26 protein-coding genes are annotated in these 22,120 nt (G+C 64.8%); 16 read left to right on the top strand and 10 right to left on the bottom strand.

Annotated elements, in window-relative coordinates:
- Positions 1-13: 13 nt before the first annotated feature.
- Complete coding sequence (locus tag ABZ677_RS02650) at positions 14-325, bottom strand: antibiotic biosynthesis monooxygenase (protein ID WP_037195030.1); 312 nt, start codon at positions 323-325, stop codon at positions 14-16.
- A 36-nt stretch (positions 326-361) separates the two neighbouring features.
- On the opposite strand from ABZ677_RS02650, the gene ABZ677_RS02645 reads away from it, so the two are divergent.
- Both ABZ677_RS02645 and ABZ677_RS02640 read left to right on the top strand, forming a co-directional pair.
- Complete coding sequence (locus tag ABZ677_RS02645; RefSeq protein WP_358366416.1) at positions 362-1,099, top strand: alpha/beta hydrolase; 738 nt, start codon at positions 362-364, stop codon at positions 1,097-1,099.
- Positions 1,100-1,104: 5 nt separating this feature from the next.
- The gene (locus tag ABZ677_RS02640) at positions 1,105-1,914 is read left to right on the top strand and encodes an alpha/beta hydrolase (RefSeq protein WP_358366415.1); all 810 of its coding nucleotides are present in this window, start codon (positions 1,105-1,107) and stop codon (positions 1,912-1,914) included.
- Between the two features lie 22 nt (positions 1,915-1,936).
- Here the strand turns inward: ABZ677_RS02640 and ABZ677_RS02635 are convergent, their stop codons facing one another.
- Entirely contained in the window at positions 1,937-2,281 is a 345-nt protein-coding gene (locus tag ABZ677_RS02635) for a MerR family transcriptional regulator (protein WP_358366414.1), read from the bottom strand.
- A 56-nt stretch (positions 2,282-2,337) separates the two neighbouring features.
- Between ABZ677_RS02635 and ABZ677_RS02630 the strand changes: the two genes are divergently transcribed.
- Complete coding sequence (locus tag ABZ677_RS02630; RefSeq protein WP_358366413.1) at positions 2,338-2,898, top strand: alpha/beta hydrolase; 561 nt, start codon at positions 2,338-2,340, stop codon at positions 2,896-2,898.
- A gap of 13 nt (positions 2,899-2,911) precedes the next feature.
- Here the strand turns inward: ABZ677_RS02630 and ABZ677_RS02625 are convergent, their stop codons facing one another.
- A complete protein-coding gene (locus tag ABZ677_RS02625; protein ID WP_358366412.1) occupies positions 2,912-3,796 on the bottom strand; it encodes an A/G-specific adenine glycosylase in 885 nt (294 codons plus the stop codon).
- A 121-nt stretch (positions 3,797-3,917) separates the two neighbouring features.
- On the opposite strand from ABZ677_RS02625, the gene ABZ677_RS02620 reads away from it, so the two are divergent.
- The 3 genes from ABZ677_RS02620 (at position 3,918) to ABZ677_RS02610 (ending at position 6,273) form a co-directional block, all read left to right on the top strand.
- Positions 3,918-4,544, top strand: a complete 627-nt coding sequence (locus ABZ677_RS02620; RefSeq protein WP_037195038.1) for a carbonic anhydrase — start codon at positions 3,918-3,920, stop codon at positions 4,542-4,544.
- 91 nt (positions 4,545-4,635) lie between these two features.
- The gene (locus tag ABZ677_RS02615; protein ID WP_094632518.1) at positions 4,636-5,373 is read left to right on the top strand and encodes a hypothetical protein; all 738 of its coding nucleotides are present in this window, start codon (positions 4,636-4,638) and stop codon (positions 5,371-5,373) included.
- 15 nt (positions 5,374-5,388) lie between these two features.
- Positions 5,389-6,273 (top strand): hypothetical protein, encoded by an 885-nt coding sequence (locus ABZ677_RS02610; protein ID WP_358366411.1) that lies wholly within the window; start codon positions 5,389-5,391, stop codon positions 6,271-6,273.
- 3 nt (positions 6,274-6,276) lie between these two features.
- On the opposite strand, the gene ABZ677_RS02605 is transcribed toward ABZ677_RS02610, so the two are convergent.
- Positions 6,277-6,870 (bottom strand): nitroreductase family protein, encoded by a 594-nt coding sequence (locus tag ABZ677_RS02605; protein ID WP_094740958.1) that lies wholly within the window; start codon positions 6,868-6,870, stop codon positions 6,277-6,279.
- Positions 6,871-7,015: 145 nt separating this feature from the next.
- Between ABZ677_RS02605 and ABZ677_RS02600 the strand changes: the two genes are divergently transcribed.
- Positions 7,016-7,507 carry a VOC family protein gene (locus ABZ677_RS02600; protein ID WP_358366410.1) on the top strand — a complete coding sequence of 164 codons (492 nt, stop codon included), beginning with the start codon at positions 7,016-7,018 and terminating at the stop codon, positions 7,505-7,507.
- Between the two features lie 31 nt (positions 7,508-7,538).
- On the opposite strand, the gene ABZ677_RS02595 is transcribed toward ABZ677_RS02600, so the two are convergent.
- Positions 7,539-8,180 carry a TetR/AcrR family transcriptional regulator gene (locus tag ABZ677_RS02595; RefSeq protein WP_052048048.1) on the bottom strand — a complete coding sequence of 214 codons (642 nt, stop codon included), beginning with the start codon at positions 8,178-8,180 and terminating at the stop codon, positions 7,539-7,541.
- A gap of 144 nt (positions 8,181-8,324) precedes the next feature.
- On the opposite strand from ABZ677_RS02595, the gene ABZ677_RS02590 reads away from it, so the two are divergent.
- The 4 genes from ABZ677_RS02590 (at position 8,325) to ABZ677_RS02575 (ending at position 12,981) form a co-directional block, all read left to right on the top strand.
- Positions 8,325-9,026 carry a GntR family transcriptional regulator gene (locus tag ABZ677_RS02590; protein ID WP_230596473.1) on the top strand — a complete coding sequence of 234 codons (702 nt, stop codon included), beginning with the start codon at positions 8,325-8,327 and terminating at the stop codon, positions 9,024-9,026.
- Positions 9,027-9,360: 334 nt separating this feature from the next.
- The gene (locus ABZ677_RS02585) at positions 9,361-10,323 is read left to right on the top strand and encodes a sugar ABC transporter substrate-binding protein (protein ID WP_358366409.1); all 963 of its coding nucleotides are present in this window, start codon (positions 9,361-9,363) and stop codon (positions 10,321-10,323) included.
- Positions 10,324-10,534: 211 nt separating this feature from the next.
- Positions 10,535-11,473 carry an ABC transporter permease gene (locus ABZ677_RS02580; protein WP_358366408.1) on the top strand — a complete coding sequence of 313 codons (939 nt, stop codon included), beginning with the start codon at positions 10,535-10,537 and terminating at the stop codon, positions 11,471-11,473.
- Complete coding sequence (locus tag ABZ677_RS02575) at positions 11,470-12,981, top strand: sugar ABC transporter ATP-binding protein (protein ID WP_358366407.1); 1,512 nt, start codon at positions 11,470-11,472, stop codon at positions 12,979-12,981. Before ABZ677_RS02580 ends, ABZ677_RS02575 begins: the two co-directional genes overlap by 4 nt.
- A 40-nt stretch (positions 12,982-13,021) precedes the next feature.
- On the opposite strand, the gene disA is transcribed toward ABZ677_RS02575, so the two are convergent.
- The 3 genes from disA to ABZ677_RS02560 all read right to left on the bottom strand — a co-directional run bounded on the left by disA (position 13,022) and on the right by ABZ677_RS02560 (position 16,281).
- Complete coding sequence (gene disA, locus ABZ677_RS02570) at positions 13,022-14,107, bottom strand: DNA integrity scanning diadenylate cyclase DisA (protein WP_037195049.1); 1,086 nt, start codon at positions 14,105-14,107, stop codon at positions 13,022-13,024.
- Positions 14,108-14,231: 124 nt separating this feature from the next.
- The gene (gene radA / locus ABZ677_RS02565) at positions 14,232-15,629 is read right to left on the bottom strand and encodes a DNA repair protein RadA (RefSeq protein WP_037195051.1); all 1,398 of its coding nucleotides are present in this window, start codon (positions 15,627-15,629) and stop codon (positions 14,232-14,234) included.
- A gap of 43 nt (positions 15,630-15,672) precedes the next feature.
- The gene (locus ABZ677_RS02560; RefSeq protein WP_037195054.1) at positions 15,673-16,281 is read right to left on the bottom strand and encodes a hypothetical protein; all 609 of its coding nucleotides are present in this window, start codon (positions 16,279-16,281) and stop codon (positions 15,673-15,675) included.
- A 288-nt stretch (positions 16,282-16,569) separates the two neighbouring features.
- Between ABZ677_RS02560 and ABZ677_RS02555 the strand changes: the two genes are divergently transcribed.
- From ABZ677_RS02555 to rlmB, 5 genes are read left to right on the top strand one after another with little or no spacing between them, the layout of a single operon-like run.
- Positions 16,570-17,058 carry a CarD family transcriptional regulator gene (locus ABZ677_RS02555; RefSeq protein WP_027494344.1) on the top strand — a complete coding sequence of 163 codons (489 nt, stop codon included), beginning with the start codon at positions 16,570-16,572 and terminating at the stop codon, positions 17,056-17,058.
- A gap of 1 nt (position 17,059) precedes the next feature.
- Complete coding sequence (gene ispD, locus ABZ677_RS02550; protein WP_052048050.1) at positions 17,060-17,737, top strand: 2-C-methyl-D-erythritol 4-phosphate cytidylyltransferase; 678 nt, start codon at positions 17,060-17,062, stop codon at positions 17,735-17,737.
- Positions 17,734-18,198: a 2-C-methyl-D-erythritol 2,4-cyclodiphosphate synthase gene (ispF, locus tag ABZ677_RS02545; RefSeq protein WP_037195056.1), complete on the top strand. Its 465-nt coding sequence runs from the start codon at positions 17,734-17,736 to the stop codon at positions 18,196-18,198. Before ispD ends, ispF begins: the two co-directional genes overlap by 4 nt.
- A gap of 23 nt (positions 18,199-18,221) precedes the next feature.
- Positions 18,222-19,637: a cysteine--tRNA ligase gene (gene cysS / locus ABZ677_RS02540; RefSeq protein WP_094740964.1), complete on the top strand. Its 1,416-nt coding sequence runs from the start codon at positions 18,222-18,224 to the stop codon at positions 19,635-19,637.
- Positions 19,637-20,620 carry a 23S rRNA (guanosine(2251)-2'-O)-methyltransferase RlmB gene (gene rlmB / locus ABZ677_RS02535; protein WP_037195058.1) on the top strand — a complete coding sequence of 328 codons (984 nt, stop codon included), beginning with the start codon at positions 19,637-19,639 and terminating at the stop codon, positions 20,618-20,620. Before cysS ends, rlmB begins: the two co-directional genes overlap by 1 nt.
- A gap of 76 nt (positions 20,621-20,696) precedes the next feature.
- Here the strand turns inward: rlmB and ABZ677_RS02530 are convergent, their stop codons facing one another.
- Together ABZ677_RS02530 and ABZ677_RS02525 are read right to left on the bottom strand one after the other, a co-directional pair.
- Complete coding sequence (locus ABZ677_RS02530) at positions 20,697-20,927, bottom strand: IclR family transcriptional regulator C-terminal domain-containing protein (protein WP_358366406.1); 231 nt, start codon at positions 20,925-20,927, stop codon at positions 20,697-20,699.
- A 794-nt stretch (positions 20,928-21,721) separates the two neighbouring features.
- Positions 21,722-21,961 carry a hypothetical protein gene (locus ABZ677_RS02525; protein WP_358366405.1) on the bottom strand — a complete coding sequence of 80 codons (240 nt, stop codon included), beginning with the start codon at positions 21,959-21,961 and terminating at the stop codon, positions 21,722-21,724.
- Between the last annotated feature and the right edge of the window lie 159 nt (positions 21,962-22,120).

Below are 22,120 nucleotides of genomic sequence, written 5' to 3'. Positions count from 1 at the left end.
GACGCGTGCGCTCTCACGACGTGGCAGGCACGTCCAGTACGACCTCGAATTCGAGCAGTGATGCTCCGGACGAGACCGGCTTGGCGGCGCTGGGTCCTGCGTGAGCCTCCCGCGACGGTCCTGCCGACCACGCCTGGAACGACTCCTCGTCCTCCCACTGGGTGACGACGAAGTAGCGCGATTCGCCCTTGACCGGCCGCAGCAGTTGGAATCCGAGGAAGCCCGGAGAGCCGTCGACCGACCCGGCGCGCGCGGCGAAGCGCTTCTCGAGTTCGGGGCCTGCGCCCTCGGGTACGTCGATCGCATTGATCTTCACAATGGCCATGCCCGCGAGATTACTCCGCCGTTATGCTCGGCGGTGATGCTCTACGACGAGGGTGGATCCGGCCGTTCGATTCTGCTGCTGCACGGGCTGATGGGCAGCGCCGCCACCTGGCGGCGGCAGGTTCCGTGGCTGCGAGAATTCGGTCACGTGCACACCTACGATGCGCCGGGGCACCGTCGCCCCCCTCCTGCCGAGCTCACGACCGAGTTCTTCGTGGCCGACCTGCTCGAGCATCTCGACCGGTTGGGTCCCAGTGTGCTGATCGGTCATTCGATGGGCGCACTGCACGGTTGGTGTGCGGCCGCCGAGCGACCCGACCTGGTCACCGCCGTGGTGGTCGAGGACATAGCCCCGGACTTCAGGGGCCGCACCGCAGATGACTGGGCCGCGATGATCCGTGCGTGGCCGCAACCCTTTCCCGACGCCGATGCGGTGCGGGCGTTCTTCGGAGATGTTGCGGGACAATACTTTCTGGATTCCTTCGTGCGAAGCGACGACGGCTGGCGGCTGCACGGTGAGGTGGACTTCTTCGAAGCGATCTCGCAGGAGTGGGGCAACCGGCACTTCTGGGACGAGTGGGATGCCGTCGACGCTCCGGTGTTGCTGATCGAAGGTGAACACACCATCACCCCGGCCGGTCAGATGCAGCGGATGCACGCGCGCAAGCCCGGATCGGTGTACGTGCGGGTCGAGAAGGCGGCGCATCTGATTCACGACGAGGCACCCGAGCGGTATCGCACGGCGGTCGAGGAGTTCCTGCGCGCACTAGGATGATCCGAATGCCGCTCGCGAAGCTCAACGGAATCGACCTCAACTACGACGTCACCGGCGACGGTCCGCTCGTGGTGTTGGTGATGGGCACCGGTAGCCCTGGACGAGTCTGGCGAACCCATCAGGTTCCGGTGCTGGTGAAGCAGGGGTACCGGGTCGTCACCTTCGACAATCGCGGTATCGCACCGTCTTCCGAGTGCGCGAGCGGGATGACGCTGGACGACCTGGTTGCCGACACCGCTGCCCTCATCGAACACCTCGGCGGCGGTGCAGCACGCGTCGTCGGCACCTCGATGGGTGCCCGCGTCACCCAGGAATTGGCTTTGGCCAGGCCGGATCTGGTCTCGCATGCAGTGATGATGGCCACCTTCGGCAAGACCACCACCTTTCGTGCGCAGATGTCGAAGGGGGAGAAGGACCTTCACGACTCCGGAATCGAACTACCCGCGTCGTACCGGGCTGCGATGACTGCGATGCAGAACTTCTCGCCGAAGACGCTGGCCGACGATACTGCGATCGGTGACTGGCTGGCGATCCTCGAATACTCCGGCGGCAAGAAGACGGCGGGTATGCGGGCGCAGATCGGACTCGAAATGCGCATCGGGACAGACCGATTGGCTGCGTACCGCGCAATCAGGTCGAAGTCTCTGGTGATCGGATTTGCCGATGACCGCATGATCCCGGTGCAGCAGTGCCGCGACGTCGCCGACGCGATACCGGGTGCGCAGTACGTCGAGATCGCCGACACCGGCCATTTCGGCTACCTCGAACGCCCCGACGCGGTCAACGCCGCGCTCGTGGAATTTCTCTCTCGGTAGCGACATTCTGCGCGGCGGCGGGCTACGAGGTGAGTGCGCCGAGGCGCTCCCGTGTCTGCTCGAGTTCGGCTCGTCGTCGCTCGAGGCGGGCCGAGATCGCGTCCACCTCGGCGCGAAGTCGAGGACACATGTCCAGGTTGACGCCGTGGTCGCCCGTTCGTGCGCAGTCGAGGTACCGACCGATGATGTCCGTGGTGAGCCCCGCGGCGATCATCGACCTGATCTGCAGCACGCGCGGTACGTCCGCCTCGGCGTACACCCGGTAACCGTTGGCGTCGCGGTGCGGAACGAGTACCCCGTGACTGTCGTAGTGGCGTAGGGCGCGCGCCGACACCCCGGTTCGCGCAGCGAGCTCGCTGATCAACATCTGTTGCCTCCCGGACTTGACCTTCTCGCCGGCGTCAACCCTTATCGTCCGGCACTATGGCACTCACAACCAGCAGACGAGCCGTGATCTTCCACGGCTACCGGGCGGCGCCCGATGATCATTGGTTCGGTTGGCTCGCCGAACAATTGGACAGCACTGGAATCTCGACGCACATCCCTCCGCTACCGGATCCTGCGGCGCCGGATCGCGATCGCTGGCAGGCAGAGGTAGCGGCGGTGCTCGGAACGCCCGGGCCCGACACGATCGTGGTCGCGCACAGCTTGGGTTGTCTTGCCGTCCTACGGCACCTCGCCACCCTCGTGGGGCCGTGGCGGATGGGGGCGCTCGTACTGGTGTCGGGGTTCGTCGACCCTCTACCTGCGCTACCCGTTCTCGACGGCTTCGTTGCCGACGGCGTGATGCTGTCCGGGATGCCGGACCACATCGGGTCGATCTCGATCCTGCGCTCGGACGACGACCCGATCGTTCCCCCCGCACACACCGATCGTCTGGCTCGACTGCTCGACGCGCCGGTGCAGATCGTCCCCGGCGCGGGCCACTTCCTCGCCGCCGACGGAGTCACCTCCCTGCCTGCCGTCCTGGACGCCGTCACCTGACGTGGCTGCCCTGTCAGCCGTCCGAACCCTCACCTGCGAGTGCGAACAGTCCCGACTCCGTCTGTTCGATCAATCCGTCGGTCAGCAGTGAATCGAGAGCTCGGTCGCGTTGTGTCGGGTCGGTGGGCCAGACGATGTCGAGTTCGGCGCGCTCGACCGGGCCGGTGCTCTCGCGCAGTACCGACATGAGCTTGCCTCGAACCTGACGATCCGTGCCCGCGAACTTCTGGACCTTCTTGGCAGGGCCGGTGTGCGCGGGTCTACCCGCCTCGATCCAGGCGCACTCCGGGAGCGGGCACAGCAGGCATGCCGGATTCTTGGCCGTACAGATCAGTGCGCCCAGTTCCATCAACGCCGCGGAGTAGCGGGCGGCACGCGGGACGCTCTCCGGGAGCAACTGTTCGACGTCGGCGAGATCCCTTGTCGTGGATGGATTTCCAGGCTCGGCGTTACCGTGCAACGCACGCGCGACAACGCGTCGAACATTGGTGTCGACCACCGGAACTCGCTGACCGTAAGCGAAACACGCCACCGCGCGCGCGGTGTATGCACCGATACCCGGCAGACCCAACAGCGTCTCGACGTCGGCGGGCACCTCGTCGCCGTACTCGTCGGCGAGAACGCGGGAGCACTCGTGCAACCGCAGTGCTCGACGCGGATAGCCCAACTTGCCCCACGCGCGAAGCACCTCGGCCTGCGAGGACGAGGCCATCGCAGACGGCACCGGCCAACGCTGCACCCACTGCTCCCAGATGGGCGCGACCCGCACCACCGGCGTCTGCTGCAGCATGATCTCGCTCATCAGGATCTGCCACGCGCTGACGCCGGGCTTCCGCCACGGCAGATCGCGTCCGTCGGAGTCGAACCACCCGACCAGAGCGTCGGCATCGATCGGCAAGTGGTCGCCCTTCTCGTCAGGTCTGTGATCGGTCTCAACAGTAGCCAACCCGACTCGCCGGTAGCCCGATCCACATGGACCCAACTCGCCGTGCGCCCGCTGCGCGTGCACAATGAAACCCATGCCTGCTTCGAATCCGATCGCTGCCTGGAAGTCCCTCAAGGAAGGCAACCAACGGTTTGTCTCCGGGGAGGTCCTGCACCCGTCGCAGGGCATCGAGGATCGCGCCCGCCTCGAAAGTGCTCAGCACCCCAGCGCCATCCTGTTCGGTTGCGCCGACTCTCGTGTTGCTGCCGAGATCATCTTCGACCAGGGCCTGGGTGACATGTTCGTCGTGCGCACCGCCGGTCACGTGGTCGATTCCGCTGTCCTGGGCTCCATCGAGTACGGCGTCGCCGTGCTCGCGGCCCCGCTGATCGTGGTGCTCGGCCACGATCACTGCGGCGCAGTCAAGGCGACGGTCGACGCACTCGAGAGTGGTGACGTACCCGGTGGCTACATCCGCGACGTCGTCGAACGCGTCACCCCGTCGGTGCTCTCGGCCCGCCGCGACGGCTACCAGGCCGTCGACGAGTTCGAGGCCCGCCACGTCGAGGAAACCGGCAATCTGCTGATGCAGCGTTCGCGGATCGTCGCCGAGAAGGTCGAAGCCGGGGAACTCGCGATCGTCGGCCTCACCTACCAGCTGTCGAAGGGGCATGCGCAGCTGCGTGAGGTCATCGGCGACATCGGCGAAATGCCTGCCTGAGTCGACTCGGATCCCATCTCGGTGAGTTCGCCGGCGCGACACGCCGTGTGGGCTCAGGGATAGCGTGGCCTCGGCCGCATACGGTTGATTCGTGTTGGAACCGACCGGGCCTTTGCCTCCCGAAATCTATTGGCGACGCCGTGCGCTCGCCATCGGTGCGGCCGTTGTCGTCCTCGGATTGATCGTGTGGTTCATCGCCTCGCTCAGTGGCGGTTCCGACGACACCGAGGCCGCTCCCGCAGGTGTCGTTGCGGCTCCGGCAACGTCCTCGTCCCTGCCCTCACCCAGTTCTTCTGCCACCGACGGTGATTCGGGCAGTTCCGGTGGTTCGGGCGGTGGCTCGGGTGGTTCCGGCGGCTCGGGTGGCGGAACGGACTCCGCTGCCGGTGGTGGCGCAGCTGCCACGACCAGCGGTGCGCCGGCTCCCGTGATCTCCAATCAGTGCCCGGATCAATCGCTCGCGATCAAGGTGACGCCGGAGCAGGCCACCTACCGTCTGGGCGAAGAGCCCGTGTTCACCGTGGTCATCACCAACATCGGCTCCACCGAATGCCAGCGTGACGTCGGTGCCGGGTTGCAGCAGGCGCTCGTCTACACCCTCGACAATCAGCGCATCTGGTCCAACATCGACTGCTTCCCCAACGCCGCATCTGATCTGCGTACCTTCAAGCCCGGCGAACAGGCCGGCTTCACCGTCAAGTGGTCCGGCACCAATTCGGTTCCCGGATGCGGCGAAGAGCGCATCCCGGTCGGTGTCGGTGCTTACCAGGCGATCGCCCAGCTCGGTGAACTCAAGAGCGCGCCGGAGCCGTTCAACATCACCGGCTGAGTACGGTCGAATGTCATGACCACTTCGACAGCTCTCGCTCGCTCCGCCTACAAGACGCTCGAACCCTTTCACGTCACCGCGTACTTCAACCCCGAACTGGGTGCGGCATACGAGGACACCGGCCTCGACGGTCACGCCTGGTACGTCGGAGCTCGGGCGGCCCCGATGGGACCGTGCGCGCCGAGTGTCGTCGCCGCTGCGTTCTACAACTTCAATCCGGTACTGATCGAGCGTGCGTGGCCTGCTGCCGTGGCCGTCGGCCTGGAGACGGTGTCCGATCGTCGATGGGCCCTGCTCGACTCCGTTCTCGGAACGGCTCTCGGCTCCTTGGCGGCCGACCCTGCTTTGGCCACGTTGGCAGGCCGTCTGGGCGACATCGGCGACACCGCCTCGTTCGCGGGCCGACCGCTCGCGGCCGCATGGCACTCCGCCGCTCGACCCGAGACGCCGCATCTCGCCCTCTGGCACTCGATCACCGTCCTTCGCGAATGGCGCGGCGACGGACACCTCGCCGCTTTGATCGACGCAGAACTCGACCCGACGGAAGCCGCCGTCTTCCACGAGGCCGACCGCACGACCCCGCAGCCCGGCCGTCGGGCGCTCGGCAAGCGCATCACGCAGCTGACCAGGCAGTGGTCCGAGAGCGAATGGGGTTCTGCTGCAGAGCGACTCGCTGCCCGCGGGCTGATCACCATCTCTGCCGAGGGTGAGATGTTGACCGATGACGGCGCCGCGCTCGATCAGCACATCGAGGATCGCACCGACATCATGGCCTCGGCCGTGTGGAAGAACGTCGCGGACGCCGAGCAGTTGATCACCAGCGCCCGGCCGTACGTCAAGGCCGTGATCGACGCAGGCTTCCTGCCGGGTACGAAGAAGGCTTCGGCACCGCCGTCCTAGGTGTCAGTCCCGTCGGAGCACGAGAGTCTCGAGGGGGATTCGTTCTCGAGGCTCGTTCTCCTTCTCGGCGGTACCGGCATCGAGGGCATCGAGCGAACCGGCGGCTCCGACGGCGGTGATGGTGCGCGGCACGAGGTGGGCCGAGAGTCCCAGCAATTCAGCGGCCCGTGCGGCGTCGAAGCCGGCCATCTGCCTCGCTACCAGGCCGAGGTGGTGCGCTTGGATCACCAAACATGCGACGGCCTGGCCGGTGTCGTAATCGGCGGTCTTGTAGGGCTTTCCATCCGGAGCGGTGTCGACCCGGACTGCGAGCACGAGCATCGACGCGCGTGGTGCCCAGAGGCGATTGCCGGCACCGAGCACCGACGCCAACAGATCGAAAGTCTCGGTTCCGCGGACGCCGACGACGAAGCGTCGGGGTTGACTGTTCGATCCCGACGGTGCCCACCGGGCCGCCTCGAGCATGGAGGAGACCGATTCTGCGTCGATGACGTGGTCGGGATCGAACGATCGAGGGCTCGACCGATCCGCCAGAATTCGGGCTATGGGTGCCTCTGTCCGGGCGGACTCCTTGTAGGACTTTCCGAGCGTTTTCACCGACGTACCTTTCGCGTTGTCGTCATCGGCGGTGTTCCGCCCTGGTCAGCGTTAGACCGTTGCCAATACTTGCAGTCAGTGCAACACTGCATTGAGTGCAAGTTTAGCCCATTTCGGGTCCGCGAGCGCGCAGAGGAGAAGGCTCATGCCGAAGGTAGCCAGGCTCGGTCACGTCGGCCTGTTCGTGAACGATCCGGAGATCATGCTCGAGTTCTACTCGCGGTTTCTCGGCATGACGGTCATCGACAGAGACGATCGACGTGTCTTTCTCGCCTCGTGTCCCGACGAAGATCATCATGACCTGTTGCTCGCCGAAGATCGGGAACGGTGCAACGAACCGCAACGGTTGTCGTTCGTCCTCGACACTCTGTCCGATCTCCGAGAGTTCTATGCGCAGATACTCGAGCGCGGTTACCAGATCGATCGGGTCAGCAACCACGGCAACGCGATCGGATGCTACTTCCGTGATCCCGAGTTCAATCGGGTCGAGGTGTACTGGCACACCGACATCGACTGCCCGCAGCCGTGCAACGACACCATCGACCTGACGCTGTCCGAGGATCGGATACTCGATGTGCTCGACGAGATGGAGGCATCGGCGGGCCTGCTGTTGCCCCGAACGATGGCGTCCTGCTGATCGATCGTTTCGCCGCCGCTGCGGGCCGAAGTTACTGCTCGTCCGTCAGCAACAGGGCGAATTGGTGGATGACGCCTGCCATCGCGTCTCGTCGCGACAGGGTGTCGTTCTGCCCGTCCGACAGCCAGTCGTCGACGCCGAACCGGATTGCACCGCCGACGATCGTCACCAGCAGTCGCGCTTCTTCTCTCGGAGTTACCCCCCGTCCCAAGCGTCGCCGTCCTGGACGTGCTGCGAACTCCTCCTCGACGACGATGATCAGCTCGTTCTCGAAACGGTCGATGGCTGAGCGATGCACGTGGAGAAGCTCGGGGGTGGACTGGATGAGAGCTTTACGCCTGCGCTGGAGTTCGGAAGAACCGTCGAGTGCGGGTGCGCAGGCGTCGAACACGTCTATCGTGCCCTGCAGTACGGTCGGTGCCTCGGCCAGTTGCCGTCGGATCTCGTCGAGATCTCCCAGTGCGATGGTGGGGCCCGAAATCGCCTCGTCGCGCTGAGGGAAGTAGTTGAACATCGTCCGCAAGGACACATTGGCCGCGTCGGCAATCGCCTGTGCCGTCGTGCCCGCATATCCGTGTTCGGTGGCGATGCGGATGGCGGCTTCTTCGATCGCTTCCCGAGTTCGTTCCTTCTTGAGGGAGCGAAGGCCCTGGCTGGGAGCGTCGAGTTGCATGAAATGCAGTGTTGCACTCAATGCAATGAAGGGCAAGGGACGTACCCGCGGAATGTGAAGCCAGTCCTGCCGCCCAGGTCGCGAAAGTCCGTCGAGGTAGTCTCGAGCCCAGTTGTGTGCTCGTTGTCGGCCGGGAGGACACGGTTGAGTAAGTCGAATTCGGTCCGTTCGATCGATGTGGTGTCCGTGGTCGATCAAGTCACCGCGGAGATCAGGCGATCGATCTACTCGGGAGACCTGCACCCGGGCCAGGAGTTCTCGCTGCGTCAGATCGCCGAGCAGCTCGGGGTGAGTCTCATTCCGGTCCGTGAGTCCCTTCGGCGGCTCGAATTCCAGGGACTGATCGTCACCCGTCGGGCCAAGAGCGCCTTCGTCGCGCCGCTCGACCCTCAGGAATTTCGCGACATCTACCGGTTGCGGCTGCGCATCGAGCCGGAGCTCGTCGAGCGCGCGTGCGTGTTGCTGACGCCCGCCGACTTCGAGCGTTTGGATGTCATGCAGCGTGCGCACGCTGCTGCGCGTGACAGCGATGAGCGGTGGGAAGCGCACGTGGCCCTGCACAGCGAGATCATTCGGCCGGCAGCAACGACCTGGGACATGCGTGTTCTCGAAACCCTGTGGCACGCGTCGGAGCGGTACGTTCGGTATGCCTTCGGCCGGCTGGAAGCGGAATCGCGCGAACCGGAACGTCGAGACCACGCGCACGGTGAGCTTCTGGCGGTGTTGCGTACCGGTGATCCCGAGGGGTCGTACTCGGCAATCGAAGCGCATTTGAGGAACACCGAGGAGATCGTCCTCCGCGCCCTCGCGGATGCACCCATGACGGCAGCGCCCCGCATTCACTGATCTCGTTCTGCCGATCGTTCGGTGCGTTTCTTGCCCGGTTTGCTGTTATCAAATGTTCCGAGATCTTATTGCAGTGCATGCAATTTTGCTGTTACTGTCCTCACAGACCGGGCCAGGTGTTAGCCCGCTCACATCTTGTGATCCGTTCTCAGCGTGATCTCCCCGACCCGATTGGATGACCATGAAGTCGTCGACGACATCGTCCAGGATCCACCGAACGCCCGTCTGGCTGGCCATGACCAGCTGCGTGATCGTGGGTGTTGTGGCTTGCAGCAGCGGCACCTCTGCCGAATCGGCCGGAGGTGAGACCGCTGCGGCGGGCGATGACGCTGCCGTGAGCACTGAGGTCGTGTGGACCGCCGCCCCAGCGGGTTACCTGGAGGCCGGCGGTGTCGAGCTGCCCAGCTCGTACCCGGAGCCGACCGGAAGTCCGGGAGAGAACTGCAAGATCGGTTACATCACGCCGACCAACGCCATTCCCGGCATCCAGAAGGAGATCGACGGGGCTACCGGCGTCGCAACGGAATTCGGCTGCAGCATGGTCGTCAAGGACGGTCAGCTCAGTCCGCAAACCCAGGTCACCGCCGTTCAGTCCCTACTGGCCGAAGGTGTCCGCGCGATCATCGTCAACCCGGTCGATCCGGCCGCGCTCGCCGCACCGATCGAGCAGGCAAACGGGGCGAACGTGCCGGTGATCACCGTCGACGCGCCTCCGGGGCCCGGTGACGAGAACCTCGCAGGTGTCACGAGCACGGTTCTTCAGTCTCGCGACATGGCCGCATTCGAGATGGCCGCCGCGGTCGCCGAAGCCCAACCCGACGGCAAGGTCGGGATGATTTATCCGGCATTCCAATCGAAGAACCTTCAGTACCAGGTGGAACGGTTCCAGTACTGGGGCGAGGAACTCGGCCTCGAATTCGTCGCTCAGGAGGAAGTCGCCGCTCATTCTCCGGAGTCGGTCTCGACGGCGACAAGCGCTCTGCTGCAACAGAATCCGCAGATCACCGCGGTCATGGCCTACAACGACTCTGCGGCGTCGGCAGCAGCTGCAGTCGTACGCACTTTGGGGCGTACGGACATGGTGGTCACCGGAGTCAACGGCGACTCGGGAACGACAGGCCTTATCGCGGACGGCAGGATTCTGGCTACTTGGGCCTTCGACAACACATCCATGGGCGAGCAGGAAGGTCGAGCGGCAATCAATGCAGCCAACGGGGTCGAGATTCCGGAAAAGGTGCTTTCTCCCGGTGCGGTCATCGACAAGAACAACGTCTCCAGCTACGAGCCCCAAGCCTGACCGGGTTCATGCAAAAACCGTTTCCTCTCGCACGAACGATCACTGACACGAAGGTGAAGTCGCCAGCATGACCTCGACCCCGGAACAAGTAACAAGACCCGAAAAATTGCGAGCAGAAGCTTCCGGCGTATCGCTGGTCGATCGGCCGCCTGCGCTCGTGAGGCTGTGGAAGTCGAGCCGCCATCTACTCCCCGTAGTTTCGCTTCTGGCCTTGATCTTCATCGTTTTCTCGTTCACGAACGAGTACTTTCTGACCGCGGCGAACATGAAGATCCTGATGACGAGCAGTACCGCGCTCTGGGTGATCGCGCTCGGGATGACCTTCGCGATGATCAGCGGCGCTGTCGACCTGTCCATCGGTGCACTGATAGCCCTTCTCGCGATCATGTTCGCAACGCTGATCAACATGGGGTTGCCCAGTGTGCTTGCGTTCGTCGTGACAGTCATCGCAGGTGCACTCATCGGTGGCTTGGTCAACGGAGTCCTCATCGGACGACTACAACTTTCGTTCCTCCTGGTGACCATGGCGACACTGACGGCGTTCACCGGATTCGTCAATATCTGGTCGGACACCAGGTCGATCCCGGTGACCTCGACGGTCACCGACGTCATCGCCTTCGGCGACATCATGGGAATCAATGCGTCGATCTTCATCATGATCGTCACGTTCGCCGTTGCTCTGTTCGTACAGTCGCGCACCTTCTTCGGACGCGACGTGTACGCCGTGGGTGGCAACCCTGTTGCAGCCCGGTTGGCCGGAATCAACGCCACACGCTCCACCATCGCGGTCTTCGCGATAGTCGGCATGACAGCCGCGATCGCCGCCGTGGTCGGGATCGGTCGGTCCGCCGCGGCCAGTCCGACGGTGGACAACCTCTTGCCGTTGCAGGCCATCGCCTGCGTTCTGCTCGGGGGTACTGCGATGACCGGCGGATCGGGCGGGGTCGGCGGAACGGTGCTCGGCGTCCTTTTCCTGGCGACGTTGGGGAACGGGCTGAGCCTGTCCGGCATATCGAGCTACTGGCAAGGTGTCGTCACCGGCGTCATCCTGGTGGGAGCCGTTCTTCTCAACAGACTGTCCGGCGGCGCGATGACCCGCCGGCCGATACGCCGATATCACGGAAGTCTCGCGAGAGGACCCGCGAAATGACCGAACACAGTCTGCTGTCGCTGAAGAACCTCGCCAAGCGCTTCGGCGGAGTCCACGCCCTGCGTGACGCCAGCATGAGCATTTCGGCCGCAGGAATGGTGCACGGTCTCATCGGGGCGAACGGCTCAGGGAAGTCGACCCTGCTGGGGATACTTTCCGGTCAGACTTCCCCCGACGAGGGCGAGATCTCCATCGACGGCCGTACCGTCACGCTGTCGTCGCCGACCAAAGCGTTGAGCCTCGGCATCGCCATGGTGTCGCAAGAAACCGCGTACGCACCAGATCTCACCGTGGCCGAGAACGTTCTGATGGGCCGTCGGCTGGAGCGGTCGATGTTCGGAATCGACTGGCGCGCAAGCAACGAGAAGGCAGCCCGAATCCTGAAGGATCTCGAGCTGGAACTCGACATCGACAGGTTGGTACGGGATCTGCGTCCCGATCAGCGTCAGATGGTCGAAATCGCCAGGGCGATATCGATGAACGCACGCATTCTGGTTCTCGACGAGCCGACGAGCTCTCTGGACGGTCACGAAGCCCAGGCACTGTTCGAAGTCGTTCGGAGCCTGAAAAGTCAAGGGGTATCGGTGGTTCTGGTGTCACACCGACTCGATGAGCTCTTCGACATGTGTGACAGTCTCACGGTGCTGCGAGACGGGGTGACCGTCGCAGAGGGGCCACTCGACGACTTCACGCCGGACGCGGTGATCGACGCGATGATCGGTCGACATCGAGCGCAGGCCGTGACTCGCATCGGTGGTACTCCCAGGGCAGACCAGCCGCCGGCCCTGGTGGTCGAGCAGCTGAGTTCGCCGCGCGCCCTGCACGAGGTGTCGTTGTCCGTGCGGCCGGGGGAGATCGTCGGGCTTGCGGGTCAGGTCGGCTCAGGGCGGAGCGAGCTTCTCGAATGCATCTTCGGTACCCGGTTCGTGTCGTCCGGCGATCTCGCAGTCGGCGGTACGCCACACGTGCCGTCGAACTCGGCTGCGGCGATCAGGGCAGGGCTGGCCTTCGTCCCGCCCGACCGCAAGGGCCAAGGATTGGTGTTGTCGGGTTCCATCCGATCGAACCTGATGTCGGTGGCCATGGCCGACCGAGCCCGCCTCGGGATGCCGAGCATCAAGACCGAGGACGGAATCATTGCCGACCTCGTCGAGCGCATGAGCATCCGGATGCACGGAGTCGAGGATCCGGTCAGCACGCTCAGCGGCGGAAATCAGCAGAAGATCGCCATCGGCAAGTGGCTGACTCGGTCGCCTCGCGTGATCATGCTGGACGAACCGACACGAGGCGTCGATGTCGCCGCGAAGGCCGAGGTTCACGGTTTGCTTCGTGACATCGCCGCCGAGGGTGCAGCGCTGTTGGTCAGCTCCAGTGAACTGCCCGAGCTTCTCGGACTGTGTGATCGGATCCTGGTGATGGCTCAGGGCCGGATCGTCGCGTCGGCAGCGACGGCCGACGCACCGGACGAGGCCACGCTGATCCGATACATGACCATGGTTCGAGCGTGATAACGCGAGCTCCTGGCACGAAGACGGTTCGGCAGGGCGTCTAGTCGTAGGGTCCCGAGATCGAGGCCTCGGCAAGTCTGGAGAGGCCCTCGCGGATGTGGCGAGCCCACAGGCCACCGATACCGTCGACGGACTGCAGGTCGGCTGCGGTGGCCGCGAGCAGCCCCTGCAGGGTGCCGAACGCGCCGACGAGTCGGTGAATCTGGCTGAACTGCAACCTCGGAACTCGGGTGAGTACTCGGTACCCGCGAGGGCTCATCGGGGTGTCGAGGGCCTCGATGGTCGCGGGATAGCCGAACGCGCGGGCCAGCGTCGTCAAGTCCAGTAGATCGACATCGGTCAGCTTGTCCAGTGCGGCGAGCGCCTTCTCGACCCCGGTGGTGCTCGACGGTTCGTTGCCGGCGAGGTAGTCGCGCACGATCAGTTGGCGATCGACGTCGTTGTCGCCCAACAACTCTTCGAGCTGAAGAGCGAGCTGGCGGCCGTCGGTGCCGAGTTCGAGGACGTTCTGCTCGATCTCCACCGACACCCGCCGCACCATCTCGAGCCGCTGCGCGACGGTCAGGGCGTCGCGCAGGGTCACGAAGTCCTCGATCTCGACCACCGAGAGCTGCCTCGTGTTGTCGTCGAGACGGGCCTTGTATCGCTCGAGGGTCGCGACGGCCTGATTGGCGCGCGAGAGGATGGTGGCCGAGCCCTCGACGACGTGTCTGATGCCGCCGATGTACACGCTGACGATGCTCATCGATTGGCTCACGGAGACAACGGGATAGCCGGTCTGCATTGCGGTTCGTTCGGCGGCGCGGTGCCGGGTACCGGACTCGACGGTGGGAATCTTGTGGTCGGGGACCAGCTGGACGTTGGATCGGACGATGCGCTTGCCGTCGGTCGAAAGCACCACTGCGCCATCCATTTTCGACAATTCTCGAAGCCTGGTGGGCGCGAATTCGACATCGAGCTCGAAACCGCCGTCGCAGATCGCTTCGACTTCCTCGTCGTAGCCCAGGACGATCAACCCGCCGGTGCGGCCGCGCAGAATTCGTTCGAGGCCGTCCCGCAGGGCGGTTCCCGGTGCGAGCCGGGCAATGGTCTCGCGCAACGCTGGGGACGGTGTGGTGCCCTCCATGGCCAACCCCCTCGTGTCGTTCAAGCGCGGCCGAGTGTCTGCTCGTGCGGTGGGTATGTCCCGTGCGGATAAAGAGTACTGCGCTGCCGCATGCGGGCGGCCCGACAAAGAATACTTCCCGGTGTCATACGGGTCGCATACGCGTGTAGGTCAATGCCTCGCCGACGTTGGTGACGGTCTTGACCTTGATGCCGTCCGGAATGGGTCCGGCGTCCTCCGGGACGATGGCGTAGTTGAACCCCAATCGGGCGGCCTCGGCGAGACGGCGACCCAGCCCGGCCACTCGGCGTACCTCGCCGGCCAGACCCACTTCTCCCAGAATGACCATGCCCGGGGGGAGTGGTTGATCGCGGACCGCCGATGCCACCGCCGCAGCGAGCGCGAGATCGGCGGACGGTTCGCTGGTGCGCATTCCGCCGACCGTCGCGGCGTAGACCTCCGCCTTGGACACCTTGACTCCGCAGCGGCGTTCCAGCACGGCCAGGATCATCGCCACGCGGGCGTGATCGAGACCGCTGACCGCGCGCCGGGGCGACGGCATCGCGGTGTCGACGATCAGTGCCTGCAGCTCGGCCAACAGGGGTCGTTTGCCGTCCATCGTGACGGTGACGGCTGTTCCCGGCACGGCGTCGCCCCGATGGTGCAGGAACAACCCGGACGGATCGCTGATGCCGACGATCCCGGTTTCGCGTAGCTCGAAGCAGCCGACCTCGTCGGATGCGCCGAACCGGTTCTTGACGCCGCGGATCATCCGCAGAGTCGAGTGCTTGTCGCCCTCGAAGTTGAGCACCACGTCGACGAGGTGCTCGAGCGACCGCGGACCGGCCACCGCGCCCTCCTTGGTGACGTGCCCGACGAGCAGTACCGCAACCCCGGTGGTCTTGGCCAGCGTGGTCAACGCGCTCGTGATGGCGCGAACCTGGGTGACGCCGCCGATGACGCCGTCGACGTCCGCGGCGAGCATCGTCTGCACGGAATCGACGATCAGTAGGCTCGGCTTGACCTGCTCCACGTGGCCGAAGACGGTGGCGAGGTCTGACTCCGCGGCGAGGAAGACACGCTCGTGTACCGCGCCGGTGCGATCGGCGCGCAACCGCACCTGACCCGCCGATTCCTCACCCGTGACGTAGAGCGCACGGCGATCGGGTGCCGAGCGGGCCCACCGATGCACCACCTCGAGCAGCAGTGTCGACTTGCCGACTCCGGGCTCGCCGGCCAGGAGCACGACCGAACCGGGGACGAGGCCGCCACCGAGAACGCGATCGAACTCGTCGATCCCGGTGGTGTTGGCCTGCGAAGTGGCACTGCTGATGGTCGTCAGAGCTGCGGCCGGCGTGGTGGGAATCATCGCCCCGCCGCCCGAACGCAGAGCCGATGCGCCTGCGCGGGTCGCAAGGGGAGCAGCAGTGGCCTGGACCTCGTCCATCGAGCCCCAGTCACCGCATTCGGGACAGCGACCGACCCATTTCGAGACCGAGTGACGGCACGCGGAGCAGCGGTAGCTCGACTTCAGTTTGACCACGCCGGCAGCCTAACGATCGGCACCGACAGGATCGGGGCGGCGGTTATTCGCCTTCGCTGTGCTCGGTCACCGCGGACGGGTCGCGCTCGAGCTCGATACCGGCATCGACGGGAACGTTGACGACGACCTCGCCCGCGTTCGCGAACTCGAACGTGACCGGCAGCGTCAGGCCCGGTCGAACGTTCTCGGAGATGTCTGCCATCTCGACCTTGATCAGCTGGATCGGCAACAGCGGATCGTCGAGCTGAACGTCCGCGGGCGAACCCGCGCCGAGCGCGGTCAGCGGAGCGATCTCGTTGCTGCCCGCTTCCGCTTCGTCGACGATGGTGACCCGAGCCTCGGGGGAGGAGATGCCGGTCAGCTCGTCGGCCACGCTCGTGTTGGAGTTGATGGCCGTGAAGCCCAGCTCGACGGTGCCGCCGGAGGTGATGCTGTATTCCTCGGAAGTGGGGTACACCACGTGCACGTTGCGCAGCTGGATGTCCCCGACGTCGGCGGAGTTGCCGTTGACCGCAGCGACCTGAGTGGCCGTCTGGGAGATCTGACCTGCGCCGCACGCGGTGAGGGCGAACGCGCCACCGGCGAGAAGAGCGAGGGCGGCGGCCGTCCTGCGATGGCGGCCAAGCGGTGTCGCAGCGTCGATTGCAGTCACTTCGGTCGTCCTCCATGTGGTGCCGGGCCGGCTCGGTCCATCTCGTCCACTAGGCAGAGTAGTAGTGCTCGTCCACCGGGCGCTCGTGGGGTCTGCCGGCGGCCCGATGACGCCAGGTGAGGGTGCCTGTCAGGAGCGACGGCTGCGGAACGACGCAGGTGAAAATGTGGCCCCGGATACACGTCGATCCCTCTGTGTCAACCCCTGATTCGGCACCACTATGCCCCTGACCTGCACCGTTGATATGAGCCGTGGTATTCTGGGTAAATCGAAAGGGGCACTTGTCACATGATTTTCAAGGTCGGAGACACCGTCGTTTACCCCCATCACGGAGCGGCGCTGATCGAAGCGATAGAGACACGCACCATCAAGGGTGAACCGAGAGAGTACTTGGTTCTCAAGGTCGCGCAAGGCGACCTCACCGTTCGAGTTCCCGCGGACAATGCAGAGTACGTAGGCGTTCGCGACGTCGTCGGGCAAGAAGGTCTCGACAAAGTCTTTCAGGTGCTTCGCGCGCCGCACACCGAAGAGCCCACCAACTGGTCGCGTCGGTACAAGGCCAACCTGGAGAAGCTTGCTTCCGGTGACGTGAACAAGGTTGCCGAGGTCGTCCGCGATCTCTGGCGACGTGAGCAGGACCGCGGACTGTCGGCAGGCGAGAAGCGCATGCTCGCCAAGGCACGGCAGATTCTTGTCGGCGAGCTCGCACTCGCCGAGGGAACCGATCAGGCCAAGGCCGACACCATGCTCGACGAAGTTCTCGCTACCGCTTCCTAGAGTGGACGGTACCGCCGGCGACGTGGTCGCCCTGGTACCCGCTGCAGGCAAAGGCCTTCGGCTCGGACACGACGAGCCGAAGGCATTCGTCTGTCTGGGTACCGACTCTCTTCTGAAACGGTCCGTCGACGGTCTCCGGGCCTCGGGTGCCGTCGATCGCATCGTCGTCATAGTGCCGGCCGAGTTGCTCGACGCGGCCCGCCGTCATGTCGACAACGACGTCACGGTCGTGGCCGGAGGGCTCGAGCGCACCGATTCGGTGCGTGCCGGTCTCGCTGCGGTCGGCGACGCAGCCGTCGTACTCGTCCACGACGCCGCCCGCGCCCTCACCCCGCCGACGCTGATCGCCCGCGTCGTGGCCGAGGTACGAGCCGGACGCTCGGCCGTCATCCCGGTTCTCCCGGTCGTCGACACCATCAAGGAAGTCGACATCATGGGTGCGGTTGTCGGTACCCCCGACCGCGCGAGTCTGCGCTCGGTACAGACCCCGCAGGGCTTCGACGCCGACGTCCTGCGACGCGCCTACGACGCGACCTCCGATATCTCCACCGACGACGCGGGCCTCGTCGAGCGCATCGGCGAGACGGTGCACTCCATCGTCGGCGATGCACTCGCGTTCAAGATCACCACGCCACACGACCTGCTACTGGCCGAGGCCCTGACGAGAGGCGAGTCATGAGAGTCGGCATCGGTACCGACGTGCATCCCATCGCCCCCGGTCGGCCCTGTTGGCTGGCCGGATTGCTCTTCGAGGACGCGGACGGGCTCGAGGGACACTCCGACGGTGACGTCGCCTCCCACGCTCTGTGCGACGCGTTGCTGTCCGCGGCAGGTCTCGGCGATCTCGGATCGGTGTTCGGGACGGGGCGACCGGAATGGGACGGGGTCAGCGGAGCCGCCATGTTGACCGAGGTCAAGCGGCTGCTCGACGCGGATGGATTCTCGATCGGTAACGCCGCGGTGCAGATCATCGGCAACAGGCCCAAGATCGGACCGCGCCGCGTCGAGGCCCAGGAAGTTCTCTCGCGGGTGCTCGGTGCGCCGGTGTCGGTGTCTGCGACCACCACGGACGGCCTCGGGCTGACCGGTCGTGGTGAAGGAATCGCGGCCATCGCGACCGCACTTGTCATGGCGAGGTAAAACCACCGGTAGCATTGCTGGTCGTGACCCTTCACCTACACGACACCGAGACGAGGGCCCTGCGGGAATTCACCCCCTTGGTCCCTGGCCATGTATCGGTGTACCTGTGTGGGGCGACGGTGCAGGGCGAACCACACATCGGTCACGTGCGCAGCGGCGTCGCGTTCGACGTACTGCGCCGCTGGTTGCTGGCGCACGATTACGACGTCGCCTTCGTCCGCAACGTCACCGACATCGACGACAAGATCCTCAACAAGGCGCGCGAGGCGGGCCGTCCGTGGTGGGAGTGGGCTGCTACCTACGAGCGATCCTTCACCTGGGCGTACGACCGACTCGGGGTACTTCCGCCATCGGCCGAGCCACGCGCCACCGGGCACATCACGCAGATGGTCCGGATGATCGAGCGCCTGATCGAACGCGGCCACGCCTACGCCGACGAGTGCGGCGACGTCTACTTCGACGTGCAGAGCTTCCCGAGCTACGGCGCGCTGTCCGGTCACAAGCTCGACGACGTGCACCAGGGCGAGAGCGTCGCCGAGGGCAAGCGCGATCCCCGCGATTTCACGCTGTGGAAGGGTGCCAAGCCCGGCGAGCCGTCGTGGCCGACGCCGTGGGGCCCCGGTCGGCCTGGTTGGCACCTCGAATGCTCGGCGATGGCAGAGAACTACCTCGGTTCGGATTTCGACATCCATTGCGGTGGGCTCGATCTGGTGTTTCCGCATCACGAGAACGAGCGAGCCCAGTCGATGGCGGCCGGTGACGGCTTCTCGCGGTACTGGCTGCACAACGGCTGGGTGACGATGGGCGGCGAGAAGATGTCGAAGTCGCTCGGCAACGTCCTGTCGGTACCGAATGTGCTGAAAAAGGTTCGGCCGCAGGAGCTTCGGTTCTACCTCGGTGGCGCGCACTACCGCTCGATGCTGGAGTATTCCGATACCGCGCTCGAGACCGCGGCCGTGACGTACCGGGGCATCGAAGGGTTCGTCCGACGAGCCGTCGAACGTGCCGGCGACGTACCGATGGGCAAGTGGACCACAGGATTCGCCGCGGCCCTCGACGACGACCTCGGAGTTCCCAAAGCGTTGGCCGAGATTCACGCCACCGTCACCCTCGGCAACACCGCGCTCGAGTCCGGTGATCTACCGGCCGCGGTGGAGTACGCAGGCAGTGTGCGGGCGATGCTCGACATCCTCGGTGTCGACCCGCTCGATCCGCACTGGATCAGTGACAGTGGTTCCGACGCAGCAGCTCTCGGCGCCCTCGGCGTCCTGGTCGAGGCCGAGCTGGAGCGTCGAGCAACGGCGAAGGCGACCAAGGACTGGGCCGCCGCAGACGACATACGGACACGACTGGCCAAGGCCGGAGTCGACGTGACAGATACACCCAACGGGCCGGAATGGTCGCTGGGTACGAGCAAGACCGACGAAGCAGGTTTGTGATGGCAGGCAATTCGAGTAGGCGCGGCGCGATCCGCAAGGACGGCACCAAGAAGGGGCAGGTCGCCGGTTCCGGAGGCAAACGTCGTAAGGGCCTCGAGGGCCGCGGCGCGACGCCTCCCGCCTCCGAGCGCACCAAGCACCCCGCCGCGCGTCGGGCCAAGCTCGCCGAGAAGTCCGCGCAGAATCGCGGTGCCACCACGGGCGGCCGCGCGGGCGGACGACCGGCAGGACGCAAGGCCGAAGACGGTCCCGAGGTGGTGCTCGGTCGCAACCCGGTCGTCGAGTGCCTGCGTGCAGGCGTGCCCGCCACCGCACTGTGGGTCGCCGTCGGTACCGACAGCGACGATCGGCTCAAGGAAGCCGTGCAGCGCGCAGGCGATGCGCGGATCTCCATCCTCGAAGTTCCCCGTTCGGATCTGGACAAGCTCAGCGCCAACGGACTGCACCAGGGCCTGGCCCTGCAGGTGCCGCCGTACCGCTACGCGCACCCCGACGATCTGATCTCGAACGCGCGCACGCACCAGGAACCCGCGTTGCTCGTCGCGCTCGACAACATCACCGACCCGCGCAACCTCGGTGCCGTCGTGCGATCGGTCGCTGCCTTCGGCGGCCATGGCGTCGTGATCCCGCAGCGGCGCAGTGCGAGCGTGTCCGCAGTGGCGTGGCGTACCAGCGCCGGTGCCGCCGCTCGCCTGCCCATCGCGCGAGCAGTGAATCTCACTCGTACGCTCAAGGATTGGCAGTCCAAGGGAGTCACCGTTGTCGGCCTCGATGCCGGTGGCGACACCGAACTCGACACCTTCGATGGTAAGGGTCCGGTCGTCATCGTCGTCGGATCCGAGGGCAAGGGCCTCTCGCGTCTGGTCAGCGAGACCTGCGATCACATCCTGTCGATCCCGATGGCCGGGCCGGTCGAGTCGCTCAATGCCTCCGTGGCTGCGGGCGTCGTGCTGGCCGACATCGCGCGGCAACGCCGCGGGTAGACCCTAGGTTCTGATACGGGCGGCGGTGTCGTGCATCGCGGGGACGACGGTGTCGATCATGTCAGTCGGAGTGTAGTTACTCGCGTGTAGTGACGTGTTCAGCGCCGCCACGACGGTGCCGTTGCTGTTGCGCAAAGGCACTGCGCGGGGTCAGGGCTTCGATGGGTGCCACGGCGAGATAGTGTTCGAGCGCGCTCTCGGGGAGGGCTGCGAGCAGCACTCGACCCGATGATGTTGCGTGCGCGGGAATCGAGTGCCGACGTGATGACGACCCGCAGCATACGCGACGACGGAACGCGCGCCACATAGACGATGTCGAACCCGTCGAGAATGGCCACCGAGGTCGTTTCGCTCAATTGTCGAGCCAGCGCACAGATTGATAATCACATTGAGATCCAAATGGAGGACGGTTGACCGTCGGCTACGTGGCCCCGGCGTGACCAAAACGACGATGCCTACCGCGGTTATCTCTATCGATCAACCCATCGACTCCCGGATCCCGCGAAGTCGGCCTCATTCTGCCGGTCAGCTCAGAGTATTTCGCTCGACAAACGCAAAACTTGAGGGTCCTTTTGCTGATAGCCCGGTTCTCTTCCGCTGGTGACTTCGGGGTGGACGGATCGGGTGACTTACCTAAAAGTCGTCTCCAATCCGTCCACCCGCAGGCTCGTACGCATCGGGCTTTGAAGTTGTCGAGCCAACAGTGTCTGAGTCAGTTATTTTTCTGACTTGCTTGCACCGAAGTAGAACCCGCTGGCAGCCCCAAACAAACCCGCAACAACACTGAGCAATGACTGAATGAACAACGTGCGAGCTTCCAGTCCTGGATCGGACTCACCAACACCAGGCGGTGGGTGATATACGAGCACAAAACCGAGTACAACAATGGCAGCAAGAATCGCTAGTAGACCAAGCGCGATTATGGCTCGAACTTTGTCACGGCCCTGCTCCAGATCTCGAGTTGGCGGCTTGGTGAGTTGCGTTATCGAACCGCCGAGATCGAGCTCAACTGGACCTATGACATCTGCTGCCTTGCTGGATTCCGCGCTACCGCCGGCCGCGTCAATGCTGCTGGACGGTTGGCTCCGCTCCTCGGGCGGGTTACTGACCACGAGCCGGGCCGGTCCGGTAGGACGGGGTACCGATGAGTTCCCTGTCGCTTTCACCCTTGTGCTTGAGGAGGAGTTTCGTACCGCGATCTTGCTCTTCCTGCAAAAATTTCTGAGTAGCAAGAGCTTGACGGAGCAGCTCGGTCATCGAGATTCCCTGTTCGTCAGCCCTACGCTTCATGTCCTCGACGATGTCCTCGGCAAGGTTAGCTGAAATCTTGACCATTCCCATTTTCGCTGCAGTTCCTTTCGCTGGATTTGGTCGCACCGTCGCTGCTCGTGTGGCAGCCAGCGGCGACGGGCAGACCATACCTCCGATGGTGCGTGATTGCCATACGTTGCGCACCTGATGTGATCATCGTACACTCCAAGCAGATCCCTGGAGAGGTGA

It is taken from the genome of Rhodococcus sp. NPDC006774 (genome assembly GCF_040636045.1).
GTDB lineage: Bacteria > Actinomycetota > Actinomycetes > Mycobacteriales > Mycobacteriaceae > Rhodococcoides.
This window is presented reverse-complemented; position numbering and strand designations above follow the sequence as displayed.

Excerpts from the sequence above, each read along its gene's own strand:
- ABZ677_RS02555 (WP_027494344.1), top strand. The coding sequence starts at position 16,570 with ATGATTTTCAAGGTCGGAGACACCGTCGTTTACCCCCATCACGGAGCG.
- ABZ677_RS02650 (WP_037195030.1), bottom strand. The coding sequence starts at position 325 with ATGGCCATTGTGAAGATCAATGCGATCGACGTACCCGAGGGCGCAGGC.
- ABZ677_RS02525 (WP_358366405.1), bottom strand. The coding sequence starts at position 21,961 with ATGGGAATGGTCAAGATTTCAGCTAACCTTGCCGAGGACATCGTCGAG.
- rlmB (WP_037195058.1), top strand. The coding sequence starts at position 19,637 with ATGGCAGGCAATTCGAGTAGGCGCGGCGCGATCCGCAAGGACGGCACC.
- ABZ677_RS02595 (WP_052048048.1), bottom strand. The coding sequence starts at position 8,180 with ATGCAACTCGACGCTCCCAGCCAGGGCCTTCGCTCCCTCAAGAAGGAA.
- ABZ677_RS02530 (WP_358366406.1), bottom strand. The coding sequence starts at position 20,927 with ATGTGGCGCGCGTTCCGTCGTCGCGTATGCTGCGGGTCGTCATCACGT.
- ABZ677_RS02635 (WP_358366414.1), bottom strand. The coding sequence starts at position 2,281 with ATGTTGATCAGCGAGCTCGCTGCGCGAACCGGGGTGTCGGCGCGCGCC.
- ABZ677_RS02575 (WP_358366407.1), top strand. The coding sequence starts at position 11,470 with ATGACCGAACACAGTCTGCTGTCGCTGAAGAACCTCGCCAAGCGCTTC.
- ABZ677_RS02610 (WP_358366411.1), top strand. The coding sequence starts at position 5,389 with ATGACCACTTCGACAGCTCTCGCTCGCTCCGCCTACAAGACGCTCGAA.
- disA (WP_037195049.1), bottom strand. The coding sequence starts at position 14,107 with ATGGAGGGCACCACACCGTCCCCAGCGTTGCGCGAGACCATTGCCCGG.
- ABZ677_RS02630 (WP_358366413.1), top strand. The coding sequence starts at position 2,338 with ATGGCACTCACAACCAGCAGACGAGCCGTGATCTTCCACGGCTACCGG.
- ABZ677_RS02620 (WP_037195038.1), top strand. The coding sequence starts at position 3,918 with ATGCCTGCTTCGAATCCGATCGCTGCCTGGAAGTCCCTCAAGGAAGGC.
- ABZ677_RS02645 (WP_358366416.1), top strand. The coding sequence starts at position 362 with ATGCTCTACGACGAGGGTGGATCCGGCCGTTCGATTCTGCTGCTGCAC.
- ABZ677_RS02640 (WP_358366415.1), top strand. The coding sequence starts at position 1,105 with ATGCCGCTCGCGAAGCTCAACGGAATCGACCTCAACTACGACGTCACC.
- ispF (WP_037195056.1), top strand. The coding sequence starts at position 17,734 with ATGAGAGTCGGCATCGGTACCGACGTGCATCCCATCGCCCCCGGTCGG.
- ABZ677_RS02600 (WP_358366410.1), top strand. The coding sequence starts at position 7,016 with ATGCCGAAGGTAGCCAGGCTCGGTCACGTCGGCCTGTTCGTGAACGAT.